Origin of the sequence: Maribacter halichondriae, from assembly GCF_027474825.1 — a bacterium.
Taxonomy (GTDB): Bacteria; Bacteroidota; Bacteroidia; order Flavobacteriales; family Flavobacteriaceae; genus Meishania; species Meishania halichondriae.
In genome coordinates this window covers 3,429,607-3,450,100 of sequence record NZ_CP107030.1, presented here as the reverse complement: position 1 = coordinate 3,450,100, position 20,494 = coordinate 3,429,607, and the positions used below count along the sequence as shown (strand labels likewise).

The window sequence follows — 20,494 nt, the reverse complement described above, 5'->3', positions numbered from 1 at the left end:
GGACAAGAAAAAATAAAACTAAACAATAAGCTTTAGCTTCGTGCGCAGACGGAAACGAAAAGTTTCCTTACTACCGCACTACGCTTAGCCCAGCCGTTACCACACATTTCTCATATTAAGAAACTCTATTTATTTCTTGAACTAAAATCAGTAAAAAAGGAATGGAATTTGTTATGATTTATGAGAACTTCAAAAAAAAAGACAATTTGAGACTAATCATTTGCATATCAATTCTAACTTTTTTCTTTTTTGGATGTTCAGACCCAAAACGGAATCTAATTGTTGCAAAAAATAATTCTGAAATTGACTTAACTCAACTGGATTCGGTACGTGAAAATCTTAATGGATTTTGGATTCCTAAAGACGATGTAGATGGACAAGAAATATTATGGCTAAATTTCAATAAGGAGAAAAATTCAACGACTTGGGAACAGATTCCGTATACATCCGAAATCAAACGGACCAAAATATTGCCTTATAAATCCTGCCCGACATATATTGGTCTAATTAAAATAAATGGTCAAGTAAAAATGGAACGAGTAGGGTTGGTATTTTCCGACACAACCAATATTGAATATTTATCGAAAAACGAGTTTAAGATTCATGGAATGACTTATTTAAAACATAAAGGTTACGACTTTTTGAAACTCGAAACGGAATAAAAACGTGTGGTAACAATGCCTATAATTAATGCGGACTTATGGGTTTTACGCCAAGGTCTGTGTATATTTATAAGGTCGCAAAATCTTTGGGATTTTGCTTTGGACAAAAAAAGAAAAAACAAAACCAAAAGCTTTTGCTTAGCGCGTAGCTGGAAATCCGTCGGATTTCTGCGCCGCACTAATCATAGCCGAGACGTTAGCAATAATTTTGAAAATGAAAATTTACATCCTGATTTTACTATTTGCTTTGGTACTAATATCATGCGGACAAAACTCCTTTGAACGGGAATTGAATGGAAAGTGGTACGGAATTGAAAATGATGGATTTACACGAATGTTCTTTTATCCAGACAGTCTCATTTTAATTGAAATGGGTTCTCAAAACGTTCAATGGACAGCAAATAAATCGAGAATAGAATTTGATTATCATTTACGTTTCCCAGATTCTACTCAGAAAAACCCAAAAAGATTCAAAACAGATTACATTCTTTCAAAAAGTAAAGACACTCTTTTCTGCACAATAAAAGACTCAACGGAAGAAAGAAGGTTCAATTTGATTAGAGCAAATAATTATGTGAATTATCTAAGTAAAAAAAGTGCAATTGATTTTAAATTACCAATTGATAACAAAGTCCAACATATGGAAATAGACGGCGATTATGGATTTAAAATATTTGCTGGAAATAAGAATGGTAGTGTAACAATTGTAACCGAATTTGGAAACGGATTGGATTCTCTCGAAAAAGATATTTTTAAATTCAAACAAAAGATTAATCCGCAAGACAAGTATCACGAAGAGAAACTAAAATATGAAAGTCATTTTCGAATATTTGCAGACAAATCAATTTCAGACGAAATACTCAAAGAAAATATTCAAAAATTAACTGAAAGCGAAATAAACCAAGTTTTCCGAGTTTATAAATCGGAGGAATATGAAAATCTTGGATATTTAAAAGGCGAACGGATAAAAACTATTGCTAACAATGGCTATAGCAAATAGGGCGGTAAGTGCTGAATCCATTGGCTTGGGCGTGTTTGGAAAGTCCGCAAAATCTTTGGGATTTTGCTTTGTCCAGAAAAGAAAAAACAAAACCCAAAGGTTTTGCTAAGTGCGTGGTGGAAAGTAATCGCTTACCGACCGCCCTACTTGCCATAGCCTCACCGTTGTATGCAATTTTAAAAAATGCGAGATAATCACGAAAATATGGTTGAATTGTTGGACGTTTCAAAAGCGGAAAACATCTATTCATCACTTATTCGACATACTATAAACGGGAAAAAACTAAACCTACGATTCGGAATTGTAAAATCTGATTATGCTCGACTGAAAAGAATACTGGAATTTCGACCTTTCGAAAATACTGGATTCGCACCATATCGTTATTTTTTCGCTCTATCATATGGACCTGCATCTGAAAATGACCAAATTGCGTTAACCTCTATTCGTGTTGAACAACTGGATAGAAATAAACAGTATGAATTTGAATTGAGTAAAAAGTATATTTCTAACATTTTGTGGTTTGACAAAATGACCGACAAAACAGAAATTGAGCAACTGATTGAAAAATAAAAACTGCATACAACAATGCCTATAATTAATGTGGGGTTTAGGTTTTTACGCCAAGGTCTGTGTATATTTATGAGGTCGCAAAATCTTTGGGATTTTGCTTTTGACAAGAAAAATTAAAACAAAACAAAAAGATTTGGCTTCGAGTTGTGGCGCAACGGGAATTGTAAATCACCGCCCCACACTAATCATAGCCTCACCGTTGTAGCCAATTAAAAAAACAGACATAGTGAAAGATATATCAGGAATTGATGAAAACGGAAAACCAAAGAATGGTCCATTTAAGTTGTTCTTCAAGAATGGACTTGTTTCTTGCGAAGGTGAGTTCAACAATGGAAAGAAGTCAGGAAAATGGACCTACTTTCTAAATAATGGGCAGATGCAATCCACGGGCAGCTACAAGGACAACAAGATAACTGGCGAGTGGGTATGGTACTTCAAGAATGGTGAGCCCAGAGGGACAGGTGGATTCAATGATGAGGAACAGAAGCACGGTGTATGGAAACGATACCATTCCAACGGTCAACTCTGGGACGAAGGTCGCTTTGAACATGGAAAGAAGAGAGGGACTTGGAAGGTCTACGATGAGAATGGTAAACTTTTAAAGGAACAAACTTTCAAATAGAAATAAGAATTAATTCAAGAAAAAACTGGCTACAACAACACCTATACGCAATGCCCTTCGGGACACTGCGCATAGCTAAACCGTTGTGCGTAAGCTGAAAAAATGAAACATATACTAACAACCTTCTTTTTACTAATCATTTGTCAAATTGGATTTGGACAAACAGAATTATGTGGGGCGGTCATTTACTGGAAATACGAAGGAGAAGTGAAAATCTTTGACGAACCGCACGGAAAGGAATTGACATCTTTGTATAATGATATAAAAAACGAAAATCATCTTGACCTAAAAATTAAAGAACTTAAAGACAACTTTTTTTGCGTTGAAATAAGACTAGCAATGGACGATACAATGCATCATGGCTGGATTGAAAGAGGAGAATACATAGGCGCTTTTATGAAACATGAAAAGGAATATATGGATTTGATTTTTTATAGTAAACCGAATGACAGGTTATCGGAACTGATAGAAATTAAAAATTGGAAAGCCGGATTTGTCACGATTGAAGAATGTGGTGCGGAATGGTCTAAGGTTTCTGTTGACTTTGAAGGAAAACGAATTGCTGGATGGATTGAATCCGAAAAACTTTGCCCAAATAATTATTCGTCTTGCAGTTAGGAGAAAAAAGCCTACGCACAACAAAGCCTAAAATTCATTGCTTGCGGATTTCCTAAACGGAAATCACACGCAAAAGCTATCTTTAGGTTCGGCTGGATTGTCCTTCGGACGAATCACAGCAACGAACCTTAGCCCAACCGTTGTAAGCCATATGAAAAAAACTTTCGTCATATTAATTTCACTAACGATTTTCATTTCTTGTGTTGAGAATAAAAAACAACCAGTTGCCGAAATTGAAGATTCCAACTTGGAAAATGAATATGTTGAATTTGACCCAATTAAATATGTTTCAAATCCAGAAAAGACGGATACACTTTGTATATCTGAAATTAATAGAGCTAAAGATGAAATAAAAACGAATGGAATTGCATTCACGCAAGAAGTTGGATTTTTATACGGACATAATAGATATGAAAAAGAACTTGAAGCGCTTTGCAAACAAAATGGCTTAAATTATGAAATTGACTTAATTGGTTGTGTCGTTTTTGAAGGTCAAACTCAAGGATGCTATGGAGCTTATATGGATAAAGTTTTAGCGGATAAGTACGGACTTGATTTTAAACAGCAAATGCACAAGAAAGCGGACAGCCTATTTCTTCAAAATGTAATAAAAAACAATTTGGCTGTTTATTATGGAGATTGTGATGAAAGACCGAAATTACCATCTGAAAAAAATAGAAATTCAGACTATATTCCTAACGTTAAAGTTGAAAATTTGGAAATTGAAGAAGATAAATCAGAATATGGCGGATGGCCATTTTTTGATGTTGGTTTTACAGTAGAAAGAGACAGTACAATTAATAGTTTTTATATCAATTATTTTTTCGAAGGGCTGGAATCTAATAAAAAATATAAGAATGAATTATTTGAGTTAGCCAAAAATCATTTAAAGAAAAATTATCCGACTTGGGTTCCAGGAATTGTAAATGGAACTCAGGTAAGAACTGATAATAATGTGAGAATACATTTAATAAAAGAATAAAAAATACGGCTTACAACAATGGCTATAAGTAATTGCTTGTTCTCGTTTACTTCTGAAAATCCTCCCGGATTTTCAGTTTGGTGTGTACTTGCTAAATTAACCGCTAAACCACGCAACTACTCATAGCCGAGACCGTTGTGCGTAAGCTGAAAAAAATGAAACATATACTAACAACCTTCTTTTTACTAATCATTTGTCAAATTGGATTTGGACAAACAGAATTATGTGGGGCGGTCATTTACTGGAAATACGAAGGAGAAGTGAAAATCTTTGACGAACCGCACGGAAAGGAATTGACATCTTTGTATAATGATATAAAAAACGAAAATCATCTTGACCTAAAAATTAAAGAACTTAAAGACAACTTTTTTTGCGTTGAAATAAGACTAGCAATGGACGATACAATGCATCATGGCTGGATTGAAAGAGGAGAATACATAGGCGCTTTTATGAAACATGAAAAGGAATATATGGATTTGATTTTTTATAGTAAACCGAATGACAGGTTATCGGAACTGATAGAAATTAAAAATTGGAAAGCCGGATTTGTCACGATTGAAGAATGTGGTGCGGAATGGTCTAAGGTTTCTGTTGACTTTGAAGGAAAACGAATTGCTGGATGGATTGAATCCGAAAAACTTTGCCCAAATAATTATTCGTCTTGCAGTTAGGAGAAAAAAGCCTACGCACAACAAAGCCTAAAATTCATTGCTTGCGGATTTCCTAAACGGAAATCACACGCAAAAAGCTATCTTTAGGTTCGGCTGGATTGTCCTTCGGACGAATCACAGCAACGAACCTTAGCCCAACCGTTGTGCGTAATATGGGAAATCTCGATATTAATAATAAATAGTGAATGTTAGAAAAATCAATACATAATTTAGAATTATCAGATTTTGACAATAATAGAATTTGGATTTGCACTCAATACGACCTTGAAAATGGAATTGATATTTTAGTAACACCTCTGACTGATTATGATTTTGAACAAATATGCGACGAACAAATTTGGGTTAGAATAAATTGCAAAACAAACGACAAAACTGAATTTAATGGAATTTGTAATCTGGACATTAACGAAGGTTCTTTAACAAACTACAGTTTTTATATCAATGATAGTTGGATTACTTTGTTGACAAAACCAGCACCCGATTTTGTACTGGAAAAAGATGGTCCAATTCCATTTGCTGAAAAAATAGGAAAAAAGCTAACAGATGTTTTTCCTCTGACATTAACGGCGGAAATTAAACTGGATAATAATTTTACGAAAATAATTGAACTATAAAAAATACTACGCACAACACCGTATATAAAAAATTGCTGTTTTGTGCTTAATCAATGTTAGTTGCTTTGTTTGCTAGCTTCTGATTTTCCTTCGGAAAATCCTCGCACACAAACACGCAACTTTCCATATACATAAACGTTGTGCATAAAATGAGAAACATTGCAATCATAGTCTTAATATTATTAATCCTAAACAGTTGCCGGACTTTACCAAAAAGGGGCGATGGAAATGTATTTACAGTAAACAAAAGTAGTACCGGGGCGACATTACGCGCTGATATTTATGGGAAAATAATTGAAAAAAACGACAGGTATGGTTTGGGAGCGGCAAACATTGAATTAATAAGTATTAAAAATTCATATGTTCAAACTAGCGACAAAGGCGGTAATTTCAAATTTCAAAATATTCCATCTGGAAAGTATTTAATACGGACGGAATATGTGGGACTTTTTAGTTTTAGAGACTCCATAACGGTTGGAGTTACTGAAAAGGTTGAGCTTGTTATAGAACTTGGGTCTGGGTATTAAAATACTATGCACAATAACTAAGGCTTCGTGTGGTCGGTACGACCCAACATGAAGCCAGTGTTGACTGAACCGGGTCGGTATTCTCTTCCTATGGGGATTGGTGTGGATCGGGCATGGGATCCTGTAGCTATGTGCCCTTGATAAAATTGGATCTACTGCCCAAATTCAAGGCGTATTGTTTTTTTCTTCTTTAAAGGCCCTTTGTTCGCTCGTAGCGGGCCACCGTTTTATCAAGAACCCCCGATTTGGGCAATGGTCATCTATTACAGCCATTGAGCTGTTCTGTTTTGGGGCCTTGTATGTCGGTTTTCCAGTTTCTCGGTCCAATGTTTCGGTGGCCCCCTACTGTCAAAGGTCATCAGTGTGACCAACCTTCCTTTTTGCATGTGGGACATCTTCTGTGCAGGATCGGCCCCGGGTCTCTTTTTACCGTGGCAGCACCTACCTGGTCCCGTACAATGGGCAATACAGTCTTCTTTTTGCTACTGCTCAGTATCCCATAGTGGCGTATGCGTACTAGGCCCTTGGGGAGTATATGCAGACAAAAGCGCCTGATGAACTCCTCATCCGTCAATCGGAGCAACGCTTTTTTGCCACCATGGCGGTAGTCCTTTGCGGAAAAGGTCACGGTGCCCTCCCCCGATTTTACGATGCGGTGATTGCTTATGGCGATCTTGTGGGTATACCTGCCCAGATATTCCACCACCTGCGAAGTATTGTAAAACGGGGCCTTGCAATACACCACCCAGTCCTTGGCGAAGAGCTTGTCGTAAAAAGCCGCAGGATGATCGAACTGTTTTCTGAGATTTTCTGTGAACCTGGCCCTGAAGACTTTGCCCATCGCCTTTACCGGGAACAGGTACTTGCCTTTGTTCCTGATATGCTTCCATCTTCCCGATGGTGTAATGCCGCCACCCGGGACAATGCAGTGCAGGTGCGGGTGCAATGACAGGTTCTGCCCCCAGGTGTGCAGTATCGCGATCATGCCCGTAGCGGCCCCGAGAAACTTTCTGTTGGCCCCAAAATCCCGGATGACCGACCATGCCGTTTTGAAAAACAGGCCGTATATTTCTTTCGGGGCATAGAGGCATATGCGGTTCAATTCATGGGGCAGGGTGAACACCACATGGAAGTAGGGAACATGCAACAGTTCCGCTTCCCTTGCCCTGATCCATTCTTCCCGTTTGTGCCCCTGGCATTTGGGGCAGTGGCGGTTACGGCAGCTGTTGTAGCTCAGGTGCAGGCTGTTGCATATGGGATTGTCACACCTATCGATATGGCCTCCCAAGGCCGAAGTACGGCATTTGCGCAACGCATGCAATGTCCTTGCCTGCCAGCTATTGGCACAAAGCCCCGATAGGTCCCCCACGTTGCGTTCCAACACCTGCGCCACTTCATGGCGCACCTGCATCCTTAACGGGTATAAAGCCTCTCCAAAGGGGAAAAGGCCATTTGTTTGTCGATCCGCCCTACATGCAGGTACACCAGGGTGGTCTGGATGGCCACATGGCCCAACAGGTCTTTCAGGGTCATGATGTCCATGCCCATCTCCAATAAGTGAGTGGCATAGCTGTGCCTGAGAGTATGGGTGGTGACCACTTTTTGGATACCGCTCTGTTGCCTGGCCTGTTTCACCACCCATCGTACCCCATTGGCGGATAGGCCTACAGCATTGCCCTCTGCATTGTTGCCATTAAAAAGCCATTGTACCGGCCTTTCCGATGCCAGGTGTTTGCGTATGCCACGCACCAATAGGTCGCACAGGGGAACATAGCGGTCCTTGCGACCTTTCCCCTGGCGGATATGCAGCTGTTCCCTGTCCATACCGATATCTTTGATACACAGGTTCCGCAGTTCCAGACTGCGAAGACCACAGCCGTAGAGCAAGGCCAGCATCAATCGGTGTTTGTGCAGCTTCGGGGTCTTTAGAAGTAATTTGATCTCGTTCCTGCTCAGGACCACTGGAAGTTTCTTCGGCCTTTCTATGGAAGGAAGGGCGACCCGATGTTCGGGAAGTCCGTACACCCGATAAAGGTATCGAAGGCCATAGACCGTGTGCTTGAAAAAACTGTCCGAAGGGGTCTTGTGCAGCGATTTTAGGTGGTGCAGGTAATCCAACACTTGCTCCGAGTCCAGTTCCAACGGACTGCAGTTGAAATGCAGGGCAACATGGGCAAGGCAGCGCGCATAATTGGTCAAGGTACTTTGGCTCTTGCCCGAGAGTTCCACTGAACGCTTCAACTTTTGGTAGGTCACATCAAATCCGGGAACACTTTCACTGGCCCTTTCGATAAGGGTACTACTTTTTTTTCATAATTTTAAATATTAGAATTTATTGGAACTAATAAAGGTAGCCAATGGTCTCGTACCAAAAGCTACCTTTAGGTTTAGTTCAACAAAGCCTAAACGTAATGCGGACTTTAGGGCGAAACCGAAAGGTCTGTGTATATTTATAAAGTCGCTAAATCTTATGGATTTAGCTTTGGAACAAAAAAGAAAAAGCAAAACAATAAGCTTTGGCTACGTCGGCAGACGGAAACGAAAAGTTTCCTTGCCTCCGCACTACGCTTAGCCCAACCGTTGTAACACATTTAAAAAATCAATGAATATTAAGAATATATTGTCTGACTTTGGTGGATGGCTTTTTGCAGGATTAACATTTTTAGGAATTGCATTGATTTATACAGGAATTGGTGGAAGGGGAAGATACGTGCCAGTTGGAGAGACAAATTGGTATTTTGTTGGAATAGGATTAGTCCTAATTATTCCGATGTTAATCTATATGATTAAAACAAAACTGATAATAAAAAAAGCATCTGACGAAAATATTGAGAGAATAAACAAATTGGTAAAAACTGGAGACAAACTAATAATAGATTTAGATAATTTAAAAATCCAAACGAACAGTTACAAACAGGAAATAACAGTAGGAAGTGGATATCAACAGCGGAATGAATATGTTGATGTAAATCATAATGTAATATTACTTGAAGTGCCATATCAAAATGAATTAATCAAGTATAAACTGAATATTGATATGGAGCTGACTAAATTGAAAATGCATTTCGCAGTCAAAGAGAAAACGGAATTGTATGTTGATTCGCAAAATCCGCATAATAATTATCTAGACCTAACCTTTTTAGAAAGCTAAAAAACGTGTTACAACAATGGTAACCGTTGCGCAAGCCAATAATTTTTGAAATATTGAATCGATATAAGCCACTGTAAGGGGGTTTTTCTATATCCTGTCAATAAATCAAAGTCAATTTTCGATGCCTTAACAAAGCTGAAAACAGGTCTTGGACAACACTTTTCACAAAGACCTTAAAAGCAAGCTGCCCCACCCCACTTTTAGAACGTTTTTGAACGAATTTTAGATACTTTTTGAGATTGTATGCAATCGCCGAGAGGTGCATGACCTTGTTCGCCTGACCGATACCGATGGTATTTATCTTGCGCAGGCCCATGAACTGGGTGAGGGTCCCGAAGACCGGTTCCACAGTACTCTGCCGCTTGCCCTTCATGTACCTGCCCTCTTTACTGTTCACCCGTTCGATGTTACGCTCGTATTCTTCTCGATAATAGGTGACCGAGAACTGTTTCTCGTTCACCTTTCCCAAACATGTAGACCGTAGCGGACAGCCCTTGCAGATCTTGCTCGATGCACGGTAAGACTTCTTTTTTGTCTTGGTGCGGCTGTCCAAAAATACTTTCTTGAAAGGAACGACCTTGCCTTGAGGACATAGATAAAAATCCTGTTCTTCAACGTATACAAAACCATCTGGGCCGCCCTTATAGGTGCCGTGGGGCGGAATGAAACTCTTTAGCCCCTTCGCTTCGAGAAAGGCATAGTTCTCTCCGCTGCTATACCCGGTATCGGCTACACAGTTTTTCCAAACCAGACCTTGCTTCCACAATCGCTTCTTTAATCTCCTTACGATATCGGGAAGCTGCTGATTGTCTTTGCCATCAGCGTGGTAAGCCCTGATATCGGTGATTACATGGTGTGCGGTGTCCACGCTCAATTGTGAGAGATAGTTCAGCTTCCGGGCCTTGCCCGGCTTTACGCTGATACGGGCGTCAGGGTCGGTCGGACTATAATGCGTCTTGTTACTGGTGTACTTACTACCCTTGTTGCCCGCCCCTGGTCTTTGGTCCTGATCCTTCGCCCATTTCTTGTTACGGCCCTTTATCGCATCAAGTTCCTTCTTGCTTGCAGTTATACCGCGTTGACCTTTATCCGACCTGTCGCCTTTACTCTTACGATGGGGTGTTTCTTTATCCATTGAACTGATCGCCCGGACCCTTCGAAGATGTTCTTCCAGATCTTCTTCCGGCACTTTTAGTTCCAAGGTATCCATACTGGCATTCGCTTTGACAGGTGCACTATCGATAGCTTGCGTATGACCGCTGACCATACCCTTTTCAACACACAGACTCAAAACTCCTGTGAAGACTTCTTCGAACAGGGCTTCAGGAAAAAGATTCCGTGTCCTGCTTATAGTACTGTGCCATGGCAGCTCCTCGTCAATATCATAACCAATGAAATATAGAATATCCAAACGCAGCGAACAATGGTCGATCAGCTTGCGGTCGCTGATCAGGTTCTCCAGATAACCAACCAAACACAACTTGAAAAATACAACAGGGTCAATGCTCTTCTGGCCGCTCTGCCCATAGTAATCCTTGGTAAGGGGATAGAGGAAATCCAGATCGATGGCACCTCTTAAACCCCGATAAAAATTGTTCTTCGGGATCCGTTCGCTAAGCTGGAATTGGGCGAACAGCTTTTCTTGATAATCTTTCTTGCCTTGCATACTTAAAGTTACGATCCAACCTCCAAAGCACAATGATCATCAACAACTTTTTTCGCTAACTTGTGCAACAGGCACACCGTGTATAAAACATAGCTAGTAATTGCTAAATCGAAAGGTTTGTGCTAATTCACAAAGACCACCAAATTTTTAAATTTGGCTTTTAAACCATAATGGTCAAATCTTTCAAGAAGGAGAGAACGATATGGCCATAATCAATCAACAAGGATATAATAATCAAACCACTATCTCTCAAAATTCGCTCGGGAGTATTGCGAAATCTTTTCAAGTGGGCGAGGGACACCTTAGTACTATTAGTCAAAACGGACAATTAGGCAACTTTGCAAAGGTCTTTCAAATCGGGAATTCCCATACTGCCAATTTAAACCAGACCGGAAGTTTTAATGTAAGCATTGTTGCCCAATCAAATTAATAATTCTGAACTATAAATTTACCCTCTGCGAAGTCTCCTGACTTAGCAGCAATAACCCCCTATCTAAAAACATTTTTTTACAAAACAAAACATGGTCTTGCTAAACAAGTTCTTTATATTAGCAAATGGCCAATTCAACAAATTTTCTATCCATCTTCCCTGCTATTTTTCGAGTCGTTGTAAAAACTTTTTTTTAGTTTTCGCAGTATGCTTTTGCACTTCGACTATCGGGCAACAGACCCAAGCCGATAGTTATACCCGTTACGAACTTTTGACACCTGAAAGCCAATCGTTCCGAATCATATATGACGTTAGTGCTACCGCCGCAGGGGCCAAGTATTATTGGAACACGCTACGAAAAGGAAGTGAACATCAAGTCGATGCGGTTTGGGATTTATATTCCGGAAAAGAACTAACCTGGCAAATCGTAGACGGCAAGACCGCAAAACAAAATGGACTCGCCAATGCCAATGATGAAGGCGAATACCTGCAAATACAATTGGCGCGCGTCGTTCCTGAAAATGGGGAGGCGCGGTTACGAATCGACAAGACCTATAAAGATGCAGAAAGTTATTTTACGAACGATGCATCTATCATTTTTTCGAGGAGTTTGGGCATCGAACGAAACAGCATCGTACTGCCAAAAGGCTATGAATTGACCCATTGCAATTATCCTTCACAGGTGCAATTGACTTCAGAGGGCCATATTAAACTTAGTTTTATGAATGATGGACCGCAAGCTATTCCCTTGAAAATCAAGGCAAAACCATTACCGCCAACCGTAAGCATTAAAAAACCGGAAGAGAACAAATACGTTTTTGATAATTCCGGTTCGGGAAGAAATATGGCACAAGTCCGGTTAGGGTGGGAATTCGATGAACGTGCCTACCAAAACCGTGAAATCGTTTATTTTTTACGGCAGCCCGAGACCCATTCCTTTCGGCTCTACCACGATTACACCGAGACACGACCAGGTATGGATCGCTATCTCAATATCGTCAGGGCAGGAAGCAAAGCCTCAGACCCTTCTGCAATCCTTTTAGATACTGGAGAATCGCTAAAAGTAGAAACTTTTAAAGGGCAAGAAATCGCAGAAAAAGGAATAGCAATCGATGGGCCGATTACCGAAACCTCCGAAGTTATCGCCATATGGTATGATCCGGTCGAAGAAGGTCAATCAAAACGCCTACGCATTACGGAGACCTATACCGACGAGAACCGATACGGTCTCGATGAAGATGAACTGGTTTGGGACCGTAGTTTCGGCAGAAACCGCAATGTGGTGGTTTTGCCCGAAGGATGGTTTTTAACCACCAGTTCCATTCCCGCGGTCATCGACCAAAATGAAGATGGACTGACTGCCCTACATTTTGTGAACGGGCGACCGGATAATATTGAAGTGTATATTAAGGCACAACGCAAATAAATTATAAAAAATACAAACCAAAAACTCAGATGATGAAAAAAATAGTACTCACCATGACCCTACTCACCTTTCTAGTTATGGGACATTCTCAAACTAAAAATGACACATTGCCCAAGGCGGAAGTCTCTAGCACCATGCAAAGTGTTAACATCAATGGCAATACCATTTACCTAACCGCTCAGGCCGGCACCTTTCAAGTTCGCGACGAGAATAACGAACCCATTGCGCTGATGGGCCACACGTACTACACCAAAGAATCCAAAACCAGAAACAATAGGCGACCCATTGTCTTTGCCTACAACGGCGGACCAGGTTCCTCCTCGTTTTGGTTGCACATGGGGGTGCTGGGACCGAAACGTATAGTCGTAAACGACCCTGTATCGACCCCGGCAGCACCCTATCAATTGGTCAATAATAATTTTTCGATTCTCGATGTGGCCGATCTGGTCATGATCGATCCTGTGGGCACAGGGTTGAGCATTCCCATCGGAAAGGCGGAATTCAAAGATTTTTGGGGCGTGGATCAAGATATTCGTAGTCTTTCGCTTTTTATCACACAATTTCTAATTGCCAATAATCGTATGAACAGTCCAAAATACTTATTGGGTGAGAGTTATGGTACATTTCGAAATGCGGGCTTGATGAACAAATTGTTGGGTCAAGGTATCGCTATGAACGGGGTCATTATGGTTTCAGCCGTTTTCGACCTACGCACCCTAGTATTTCCTCCGGGGGATGATATGCCCTTCATTGCCCATTTCCCGACTTATGCGGCTACCGCTTGGTACCACGATAAGGTTGCGAACAAACCCGAGGATGTTTATCAGTTTCTAGACGATGTCCGTAGTTTTACCGAAAACGAATACGTACCCGCACTCTATAAAGGCGACCAACTTTCAGAAGCGGATAAAAAAGCCGTTGCCGAAAAACTCGCCAATTATACAGGTACTGAAGCTGATTATTGGGTAAAGGCCGATCTTCGGGTAACGGCCAGTGAGTATTTTGCAGAATTTTTAAGGGACGAAGGTCAAATCGTCGGTAGATTGGATTCCCGTTTTACCGGAATCAACCAAGATCTACTTTCGCAAGAAGGAAGCCATGACCCCCAGAGTGCTGCCATTTCTCCCGCCTATATCGCAGGTTTCCTAGATTATTTCTACGGAGCCCTTAACGTGAACAAAGAAACCACTTATTCCATCACCGCAGGTCGACGCGAAGGTTTCAAATGGGATTGGGAACATGAAGGAAACAAACGTTGGGGTACCCAAGCGGCCATTAACACCGGTATCGATATGGCCGAAGCGTTATCACGTGATCCTAATATGAAAGTTCTAATATTGAACGGAATCTATGACATCGCTACCGTCTTCTACGGAGTAGAGCATTCTATCAACCATTTGGGTCTTAAAAAAGAAATCAAGGACAATATTATTATGAAATATTACGAGGCAGGTCACATGATGTACACCCATCAACCCTCATTGGAGCAATTTAAAAAAGAGGTTTCAGAATTTATTTTGGAAACTTCGAAGTAAAGAAGTAAGGAGAGGAACTTCGCTATTAAATTTGCGTTCTGTACTTATTTCTTTTTCGCAGCAGGATTTTTCTGGGTTACCTTTTTTCCAGAAGTCTTTTGGCTTGATGTTTTCGTTGAAACTGTTTTCTCCATGCCCTGCTTTTTCTCGGCCGATTTCTTTTCGGTCGGTTTTGCTTTGGTTTCTGAGTCCTCCGCTGCTTCGGCAAAATCGGTAATACCGTTCTCTTGAAGAATATTATACCACTGAATTACCTTCTTAATATCACTGGCGTAGACGCGATCTTCATCGTAATCGGGCAATACCTCGAAGAAATATTCTTCCAATTTAATTTTCTCGTCTTTATGGGCAACTGAAGTTTTCTTACCGTTTTCTTTGGTCTGTATCTTAAGAAATACTTCGCGTAGTGGCACTTCCTCTTCCAAAGTATAGATAGCGATTTCCGAAAGTACGCTCACATTACTGCGAATGCCCACCGTGATTTTCTTTCCATCTAAAAGTGACTGGGCGACGAAACCGGAGCGTGTTTGGGTTACTAATCGGTACAGTCCCGGTTTTCCGGCAATCGACAAAATTTTATCTAGACTCATATAGCGTTTATATTTTTCAAGTTCCTATTGGTAATGGGAAATCAAATATTATATTTTTCCTTGGATAATGAGGTCTCATTATCTTGCTTTTTTTGCCGCAGGAAATCGCATGCGATAATCCACGTCTATCTTCCCTTTTGAGATATTGTTCAATCGGCCCTTGAGCAATCGTTTCTTCAGGGATGAAAGTTTATCGGTGAACAAAATTCCCTCGATATGATCGTACTCGTGCTGAATGACCCTTGCCAAAAGTCCGTCATAGGTCGCGGTATGGGTCTTAAAATCTTCGTCAAGATATGAAATGGTTATGGTATCTTGCCGTGTAATGTCTTCCCTGACGTCGGGTATACTCAAACACCCCTCGTTAAAGGCCCATGCCGTGCCGGTCTCTTCCTCCATTTTTGCATTGATAAAAGCCTTTTTGAATCCACTCAATACTTTTCGCTCTTCTGAGGAAAGATCTTCATCATCAGCAAAGGCACTGGTATCTACCAAAAACAATCGTATGGGAAGCCCGATTTGTGGTGCGGCCAGCCCTACTCCGTTGGCATTATACATGGTCTCCCACATATTGGCCAACAAATCGTTCAATTTAGGATAATCGGTGTCTATGTCGGTTGCCAATTTTCGTAAAACCGGATCGCCATAGGCGACAATGGGTAATATCATGCTATTCTATTTAAATATGCCTGTAGAATAATCGTCGCACTGATTTCATCTACTAGCGCCTTGTTTCTACGCTGCTTTTTATTGAGTCCACTATCGATCATGGTTTGAAACGCCATTTTTGAGGTAAAACGCTCATCTTGCCGATCAATAGGTATTTGGGGGAATTCTTTTTTAAGTCTATCTAAAAAGGGGCCTATCAGGACTTCCGATTCTGATGGTGTATTGTCCATTTGTTTTGGTTCTCCAACAATGAATCGGTCCACATTCTCAGCCGAGGTATATTCCTTTAAATAACGTAACACGTCATGGGTCAGTACGGTGGTAAGCCCGGATGCGATCAATTGCAATTCATCGGTAATCGCAATTCCCGTTCTTTTTTTCCATAATCCAAAGCCAAAATCCTTCCCAAATTAAATTTTTGGCAAAAATAAACCTAAAATTGTTATATGCCCGAAATTGATGGATGAATTCTCGCACAAGCCCGTATCTTTGCGGAAATTTTAACATGATATGAAAGCACTACAGGAAACCATCGAAAATGCCTGGGAAAATCGTGAACTTTTAAAGGAAAATACCACCCAGGAAGCAATACGGGAAGTCATCGACTTACTGGATCTTGGGAAACTTCGTTGTGCCGAGCCGTCTGATAACGGATGGCGGATCAATGAATGGGTGAAGAAAGGGGTCGTGCTCTACTTTCCCATTCAAAAAATGAAAACGCTCGAAGTCGGAATTTTCGAATATCATGATAAGATTCCCTTAAAAAGAGGGTACGCGGAAAAAGGAATTCGAGTGGTGCCTCATGCCGTGGCCCGACACGGTGCCTATATTTCCTCTGGTACTATTTTGATGCCAAGTTATGTCAATATTGGTGCTTATGTTGATGAAGGCACCATGGTAGACACTTGGGCAACCGTCGGCAGTTGTGCGCAAATAGGTAAAAACGTACACTTGAGTGGCGGAGTTGGGATCGGTGGCGTATTGGAACCCTTACAGGCGGCACCGGTGATTATTGAGGATAATGCGTTTATCGGATCCAGGTGTATCGTGGTGGAGGGCGTACGTGTAGAACGTGAGGCCGTACTTGGGGCCAACGTCGTTTTGACCGCCTCGACAAAAATTATCGATGTGACCGGAGACGAACCTATTGAAATAAAAGGTAGGGTTCCGGCACGTTCAGTTGTTATACCAGGGAGCTATACAAAGAGATTTCCTGCTGGTGATTTTCAAGTTCCATGTGCCCTGATTATTGGAACCAGAAAGGAGAGCACCAATAAAAAAACTTCTTTGAACGATGCCCTTCGCGAATATGATGTTGCGGTATAGATTGTAGGAATTTTATGGTAAAGTATACTTTTTTACTTTTTTTTAGTTATTATCCTGTCGACCAGACTAAAAAAACCTACTGATTCTATTATAATATGAGTTACCAGAAAAAGAAAATTTCGGCTTTAATTATTGCCTTTAACGAGATGGGGTACATTGAAAAATGTATCGAATCGGTCACTTTTGCCGACGAAATCATCGTCGTAGATTCGTATAGTACCGATGGCACCTATGAATATTTACAAAATCACCCGAAGGTCAAGGTTATTCAACATCCTTTTGCCAATTTCACTGCACAAAAATCATTTGCTCTTAAACAGGCTGCCAATGACTGGGTGCTGTTTTTAGATGCCGATGAAGTGGTTTCTCAAAAATTACAAGAAGAAATTGTAGCTACGGTCAATAGCGATACCGAGTTTGTCGCTTATTGGTTCTACAGAAAATTCATGTTCCAGAATAGTGTCTTGAATTTTAGTGGCTGGCAGACAGATAAAAATTACAGACTTTTTAGAAAAAGTAAAGCCAAATTTTCTGATAAGAAAATCGTTCATGAGACCTTGAACGTCGATGGTGCATCAGGTATTTTGAAAGAGAAGTTGACCCATTATTGTTATAAAAACTACGAAGACTATAAATCGAAAATGTTGAAATACGGACGTCTTAAGGCCAAAGAAGCTTTTTACAGAGAGAAGCGGTTCAACTATTTTTCATTAGTTTTTAAACCCGTTTGGAAATTCTTTCATCACTATGTTCTGCGCTTGGGTATTTTGGATGGAAAAAAAGGAATCACCATTTCATACCTGAATGCATTAGGAGACTACGAACGTTATAGAGAACTCAAAAAGTTGGAAAAGAAAAACGAGCTTGCCTATTATTTGGTAATGCCGTGATACGTCCAAACACTTTTATTCTGCTTGACCTCTTTTCGAATCACTTGATTTTTGGCAATGGCTTCAGGAGTTCGATATCCGCGCTCATGATCTAAATGTACGCAAACCGCGCTATAGCGCAGCTGTTTCGTCTTGACCCCAAAATTCATCAATCGCTCGCCAAATTCTCGGTCTTCGCCACCATATTGCATCCGTTCATCAAAACCGTTTACGTTGAGAATATCTTTTTTCCAACCTGAAGAGTTGTGACCGTTCCAACTCGCTGTGGTTGGGGTAAACGTATTGAAGAGCGTAGAAATGAACCCTCTGGCGGTCAACTTATTGTTTTTAAAAGTCTTGGGCAATCCTTTCTCCTTTAACCATTGTATGTTAAAGCAGTTTTGCTTTTCGATATCCTCTCGGGTAATGGCCAATGAAATATTCATGGGCAACATATAGTATCCTCCTGAAATAAAAGTACCCGGTTCTTTATTGATGTAATGCACCTGAACGAAATCTTCCCGCGGTATACAATCCCCATCGGTCATTAAAATGTAATCGGTCGTGCTGGCCGCTATTGCCTTGTTGAGAATACGGCATTTCTGAAAGCCGCTATCTTCTTGCCAAACATGTTTCATTTCAAAAGAAACCTGGTCACGCATAGCATCGATCATTTGAGTCGTTTCTGGGCCTGAGCCATCATCCGCAATAATGACCTCAAAATCTTTATACGTCTGGCAATTGAAACCCCACAGCACTTTTGCAAGCCACTCCGGTTTATTATATGTACTTACGATAACACTTACCGTGCTCATCTATTTTCTGGAATTTTAGGCATTTTACAAATGTAGTTTTTTGCATAAGATCTTCCATGGATTTCAAAAGGAAATGAGCCATTTTTCGACAGGATGCACTCAAATTGGCTATATTTGGCGCAATTCATAATCGTAGTTCGTTGGCCAAAATGAAATTCCTTGTGATACAGCAAAAAATGATCGGTGATGTTTTGGCCAGTACGGTAATCTGCGAAAGTATAAAATACCATTTTCCCGATGCACTGGTCCATTTTGTGGCCTATGAGAATACCTTGCCCGTACTTCTGAACAACCCACATATTGATAAGGTCATCATTTTTGGAAATGAGTTAAGGGAAAGCAAGTGGGCATTTTATAAATTTTTAAAATCTTTGGGGAAAGAAAAATACTTCGCCGTCATCGATGCTTACGGAAAGTTGGAGAGCAACTTGATTTCACTATTTACTACATCAAAATATAAGATCTCACATTACAAAAGCTATACCCGATGGATATATACCCATACGGTAGTTGAAAATCTTAATCCGGATGGAAGAATTCCTTTGGCCATAGAGAACCGCTTGGCCCTTTTGCAACCTATCTTAGATCGACCTGGTAACTTTTTGACCAGTCCAAAAATATTCTTGAAGGAATCGGAAATTCGTGAGGCTTCCGAGAGTGTCAAAAGCATAAAAAATCACCCCGATCAAAAATTAATCATGATCGGTATTTTGGGAAGTAGTGGTTTAAAAACGTATCCTCCGAAATATATAGCGGAAGTATTGAATATCATTTGCGACCAGGTCGACGCAAAATTACTTTTCAATTACATTCCTAGTCAAAAAGAGGAGGCGCAAGCCATCTACAATAAGTGCAATGAAAAAACAAAAGCTCAAATCGATTTGGATTTTTATGCGTCTTCATTGCGTAAATTTATCGCGCTCTTATCACAATGCAATGCTCTGATAGGTAATGAGGGTGGTGCCGTAAATATGGCAAAAGCATTGGGGGTTCCCACATTTTGCATATTCAGTCCTTTCATCATAAAAGGAGCGTGGCATAGTGAAAATAAAAGCCTTCATTACGGAATCCACCTATCGGATTATTATCCACAAAAGCTCGAAAAAATGGACAATAAAGAAATAAAGAGGAATATTGTCGCCTTGTATGCCTCACTTGAACCCAAGCTTTTCAAAGAACCATTGCTTGAATTTTTGAAAAAATATTGTCAATGATCTTAGCGGGCCAAATGAAAAAGACAAGTTGCGATATCGCCATAATCATAATCAACTATAATTCTTCGGAATACACTGTGAAATGTGTTCAAAGTGTTCTCGAAACCCTAATACCGCAAGCAGTCGATTTCAAGATCATAGTTGTCGACAACGCTTCGGAAGCAAGTGATTACAAAATACTGGAAGAAAATATCAAAACCTTGGTGAGTGCCCAGGTATCGCTTTTTAGAAGTAGGATCAATACGGGGTTCGGTGGAGGTAATATGTCGGGCGTTCAGCAGATCGAGGCTTCATATTATCTTTTTCTGAACAACGATACAATTGTAAAGGATACTACCATAAAAACGTGTTTTGATTTTATGGAAAAAACGCCGGATGCTGCGGTATGCGGAGCACAAATTCACAACGAACACGGACAAAAAGAAGTAAGTTTCGACCATTTTACATCTTTTTCCAGGGAGGTTTTTGGTAGAAAGTTTGTTGAAATGGTTTATTCAAAACCAAAAAGAAGAAAAACTACACCGCACCGATAGCCGT

At 40.4% G+C, this 20,494-nt stretch carries 20 protein-coding genes and 3 pseudogenes; 16 read left to right on the top strand and 7 right to left on the bottom strand.

The features are described 5' to 3' along the window. Positions 1–161 precede the first annotated feature (161 nt). The 9 genes from N8A86_RS16005 to N8A86_RS15965 all read left to right on the top strand — a co-directional run bounded on the left by N8A86_RS16005 (position 162) and on the right by N8A86_RS15965 (position 6,266). Positions 162–662, top strand: a complete 501-nt coding sequence (locus N8A86_RS16005) for a hypothetical protein (protein WP_273566297.1) — start codon at positions 162–164, stop codon at positions 660–662. A gap of 214 nt (positions 663–876) precedes the next feature. Continuing rightward, positions 877–1,662: a hypothetical protein gene (locus N8A86_RS16000; protein WP_273566296.1), complete on the top strand. Its 786-nt coding sequence runs from the start codon at positions 877–879 to the stop codon at positions 1,660–1,662. Positions 1,663–1,866: 204 nt separating this feature from the next. Then, entirely contained in the window at positions 1,867–2,232 is a 366-nt protein-coding gene (locus N8A86_RS15995; protein ID WP_273566295.1) for a hypothetical protein, read from the top strand. Positions 2,233–2,458: 226 nt separating this feature from the next. Then, positions 2,459–2,854 (top strand): toxin-antitoxin system YwqK family antitoxin, encoded by a 396-nt coding sequence (locus N8A86_RS15990; protein ID WP_273566294.1) that lies wholly within the window; start codon positions 2,459–2,461, stop codon positions 2,852–2,854. A gap of 102 nt (positions 2,855–2,956) precedes the next feature. Further along, the gene (locus tag N8A86_RS15985; RefSeq protein WP_273566292.1) at positions 2,957–3,472 is read left to right on the top strand and encodes a hypothetical protein; all 516 of its coding nucleotides are present in this window, start codon (positions 2,957–2,959) and stop codon (positions 3,470–3,472) included. Between the two features lie 151 nt (positions 3,473–3,623). Next, on the top strand, positions 3,624–4,454 hold the full coding sequence (locus N8A86_RS15980; RefSeq protein WP_273566293.1) for a hypothetical protein: 831 nt from the start codon (positions 3,624–3,626) through the stop codon (positions 4,452–4,454). 155 nt (positions 4,455–4,609) lie between these two features. After that, entirely contained in the window at positions 4,610–5,125 is a 516-nt protein-coding gene (locus N8A86_RS15975) for a hypothetical protein (protein WP_273566292.1), read from the top strand. 185 nt (positions 5,126–5,310) lie between these two features. After that, positions 5,311–5,739, top strand: a complete 429-nt coding sequence (locus N8A86_RS15970) for a hypothetical protein (RefSeq protein WP_273566291.1) — start codon at positions 5,311–5,313, stop codon at positions 5,737–5,739. A gap of 149 nt (positions 5,740–5,888) precedes the next feature. After that, positions 5,889–6,266 carry a carboxypeptidase-like regulatory domain-containing protein gene (locus N8A86_RS15965; RefSeq protein ID WP_273566290.1) on the top strand — a complete coding sequence of 126 codons (378 nt, stop codon included), beginning with the start codon at positions 5,889–5,891 and terminating at the stop codon, positions 6,264–6,266. A gap of 263 nt (positions 6,267–6,529) precedes the next feature. Here the strand turns inward: N8A86_RS15965 and N8A86_RS15960 are convergent. Further along, positions 6,530–7,677: pseudogene (locus tag N8A86_RS15960) on the bottom strand (IS91 family transposase). A gap of 2 nt (positions 7,678–7,679) precedes the next feature. Next, on the bottom strand, positions 7,680–8,408 hold the full coding sequence (locus N8A86_RS15955) for a tyrosine-type recombinase/integrase (RefSeq protein ID WP_273566289.1): 729 nt from the start codon (positions 8,406–8,408) through the stop codon (positions 7,680–7,682). A gap of 460 nt (positions 8,409–8,868) precedes the next feature. Here N8A86_RS15955 and N8A86_RS15950 point away from each other — a divergent pair, with 460 nt between their 5' ends. Next, the gene (locus N8A86_RS15950; protein WP_273566288.1) at positions 8,869–9,417 is read left to right on the top strand and encodes a hypothetical protein; all 549 of its coding nucleotides are present in this window, start codon (positions 8,869–8,871) and stop codon (positions 9,415–9,417) included. Positions 9,418–9,514: 97 nt separating this feature from the next. Here the strand turns inward: N8A86_RS15950 and N8A86_RS15945 are convergent, their stop codons facing one another. Next, entirely contained in the window at positions 9,515–11,083 is a 1,569-nt protein-coding gene (locus N8A86_RS15945; protein ID WP_273566287.1) for an IS1182 family transposase, read from the bottom strand. Between the two features lie 701 nt (positions 11,084–11,784). On the opposite strand from N8A86_RS15945, the gene N8A86_RS15940 reads away from it, so the two are divergent. Together N8A86_RS15940 and N8A86_RS15935 are read left to right on the top strand one after the other, a co-directional pair. Further along, positions 11,785–12,939, top strand: coding sequence for a hypothetical protein (locus N8A86_RS15940; RefSeq protein WP_273566286.1), 1,155 nt, complete (start codon positions 11,785–11,787; stop codon positions 12,937–12,939). Between the two features lie 29 nt (positions 12,940–12,968). Next, positions 12,969–14,474: a S10 family peptidase gene (locus N8A86_RS15935; RefSeq protein WP_273566285.1), complete on the top strand. Its 1,506-nt coding sequence runs from the start codon at positions 12,969–12,971 to the stop codon at positions 14,472–14,474. 161 nt (positions 14,475–14,635) lie between these two features. Here the strand turns inward: N8A86_RS15935 and N8A86_RS15930 are convergent. From N8A86_RS15930 to ruvX, 3 genes and pseudogenes are all read right to left on the bottom strand, one after another. Beyond that, a pseudogene (locus tag N8A86_RS15930) lies at positions 14,636–15,064 on the bottom strand (DUF5606 family protein); the annotation flags it as partial. A gap of 78 nt (positions 15,065–15,142) precedes the next feature. Beyond that, on the bottom strand, positions 15,143–15,733 hold the full coding sequence (def, locus tag N8A86_RS15925) for a peptide deformylase (RefSeq protein ID WP_273566284.1): 591 nt from the start codon (positions 15,731–15,733) through the stop codon (positions 15,143–15,145). Next, positions 15,730–16,142: pseudogene (gene ruvX, locus N8A86_RS15920) on the bottom strand (Holliday junction resolvase RuvX). Before ruvX ends, def begins: the two are co-directional and overlap by 4 nt. A gap of 101 nt (positions 16,143–16,243) precedes the next feature. Here ruvX and N8A86_RS15915 point away from each other — a divergent pair. Both N8A86_RS15915 and N8A86_RS15910 read left to right on the top strand, forming a co-directional pair. Continuing rightward, positions 16,244–17,059, top strand: a complete 816-nt coding sequence (locus tag N8A86_RS15915) for a 2,3,4,5-tetrahydropyridine-2,6-dicarboxylate N-succinyltransferase (RefSeq protein ID WP_273566283.1) — start codon at positions 16,244–16,246, stop codon at positions 17,057–17,059. Positions 17,060–17,154: 95 nt separating this feature from the next. Continuing rightward, positions 17,155–17,949 (top strand): glycosyltransferase family 2 protein, encoded by a 795-nt coding sequence (locus tag N8A86_RS15910; protein ID WP_273566282.1) that lies wholly within the window; start codon positions 17,155–17,157, stop codon positions 17,947–17,949. Here the strand turns inward: N8A86_RS15910 and N8A86_RS15905 are convergent. Next, the gene (locus tag N8A86_RS15905) at positions 17,931–18,743 is read right to left on the bottom strand and encodes a glycosyltransferase family 2 protein (RefSeq protein ID WP_273566281.1); all 813 of its coding nucleotides are present in this window, start codon (positions 18,741–18,743) and stop codon (positions 17,931–17,933) included. The genes N8A86_RS15910 and N8A86_RS15905 overlap by 19 nt on opposite strands. A gap of 161 nt (positions 18,744–18,904) precedes the next feature. Between N8A86_RS15905 and N8A86_RS15900 the strand changes: the two genes are divergently transcribed. Together N8A86_RS15900 and N8A86_RS15895 are read left to right on the top strand one after the other, a co-directional pair. Further along, positions 18,905–19,957 (top strand): glycosyltransferase family 9 protein, encoded by a 1,053-nt coding sequence (locus N8A86_RS15900; protein WP_273566280.1) that lies wholly within the window; start codon positions 18,905–18,907, stop codon positions 19,955–19,957. Continuing rightward, on the top strand, positions 19,954–20,490 hold the full coding sequence (locus tag N8A86_RS15895) for a glycosyltransferase (RefSeq protein ID WP_273566279.1): 537 nt from the start codon (positions 19,954–19,956) through the stop codon (positions 20,488–20,490). Before N8A86_RS15900 ends, N8A86_RS15895 begins: the two co-directional genes overlap by 4 nt. The last annotated feature ends 4 nt before the right edge of the window (positions 20,491–20,494 follow it).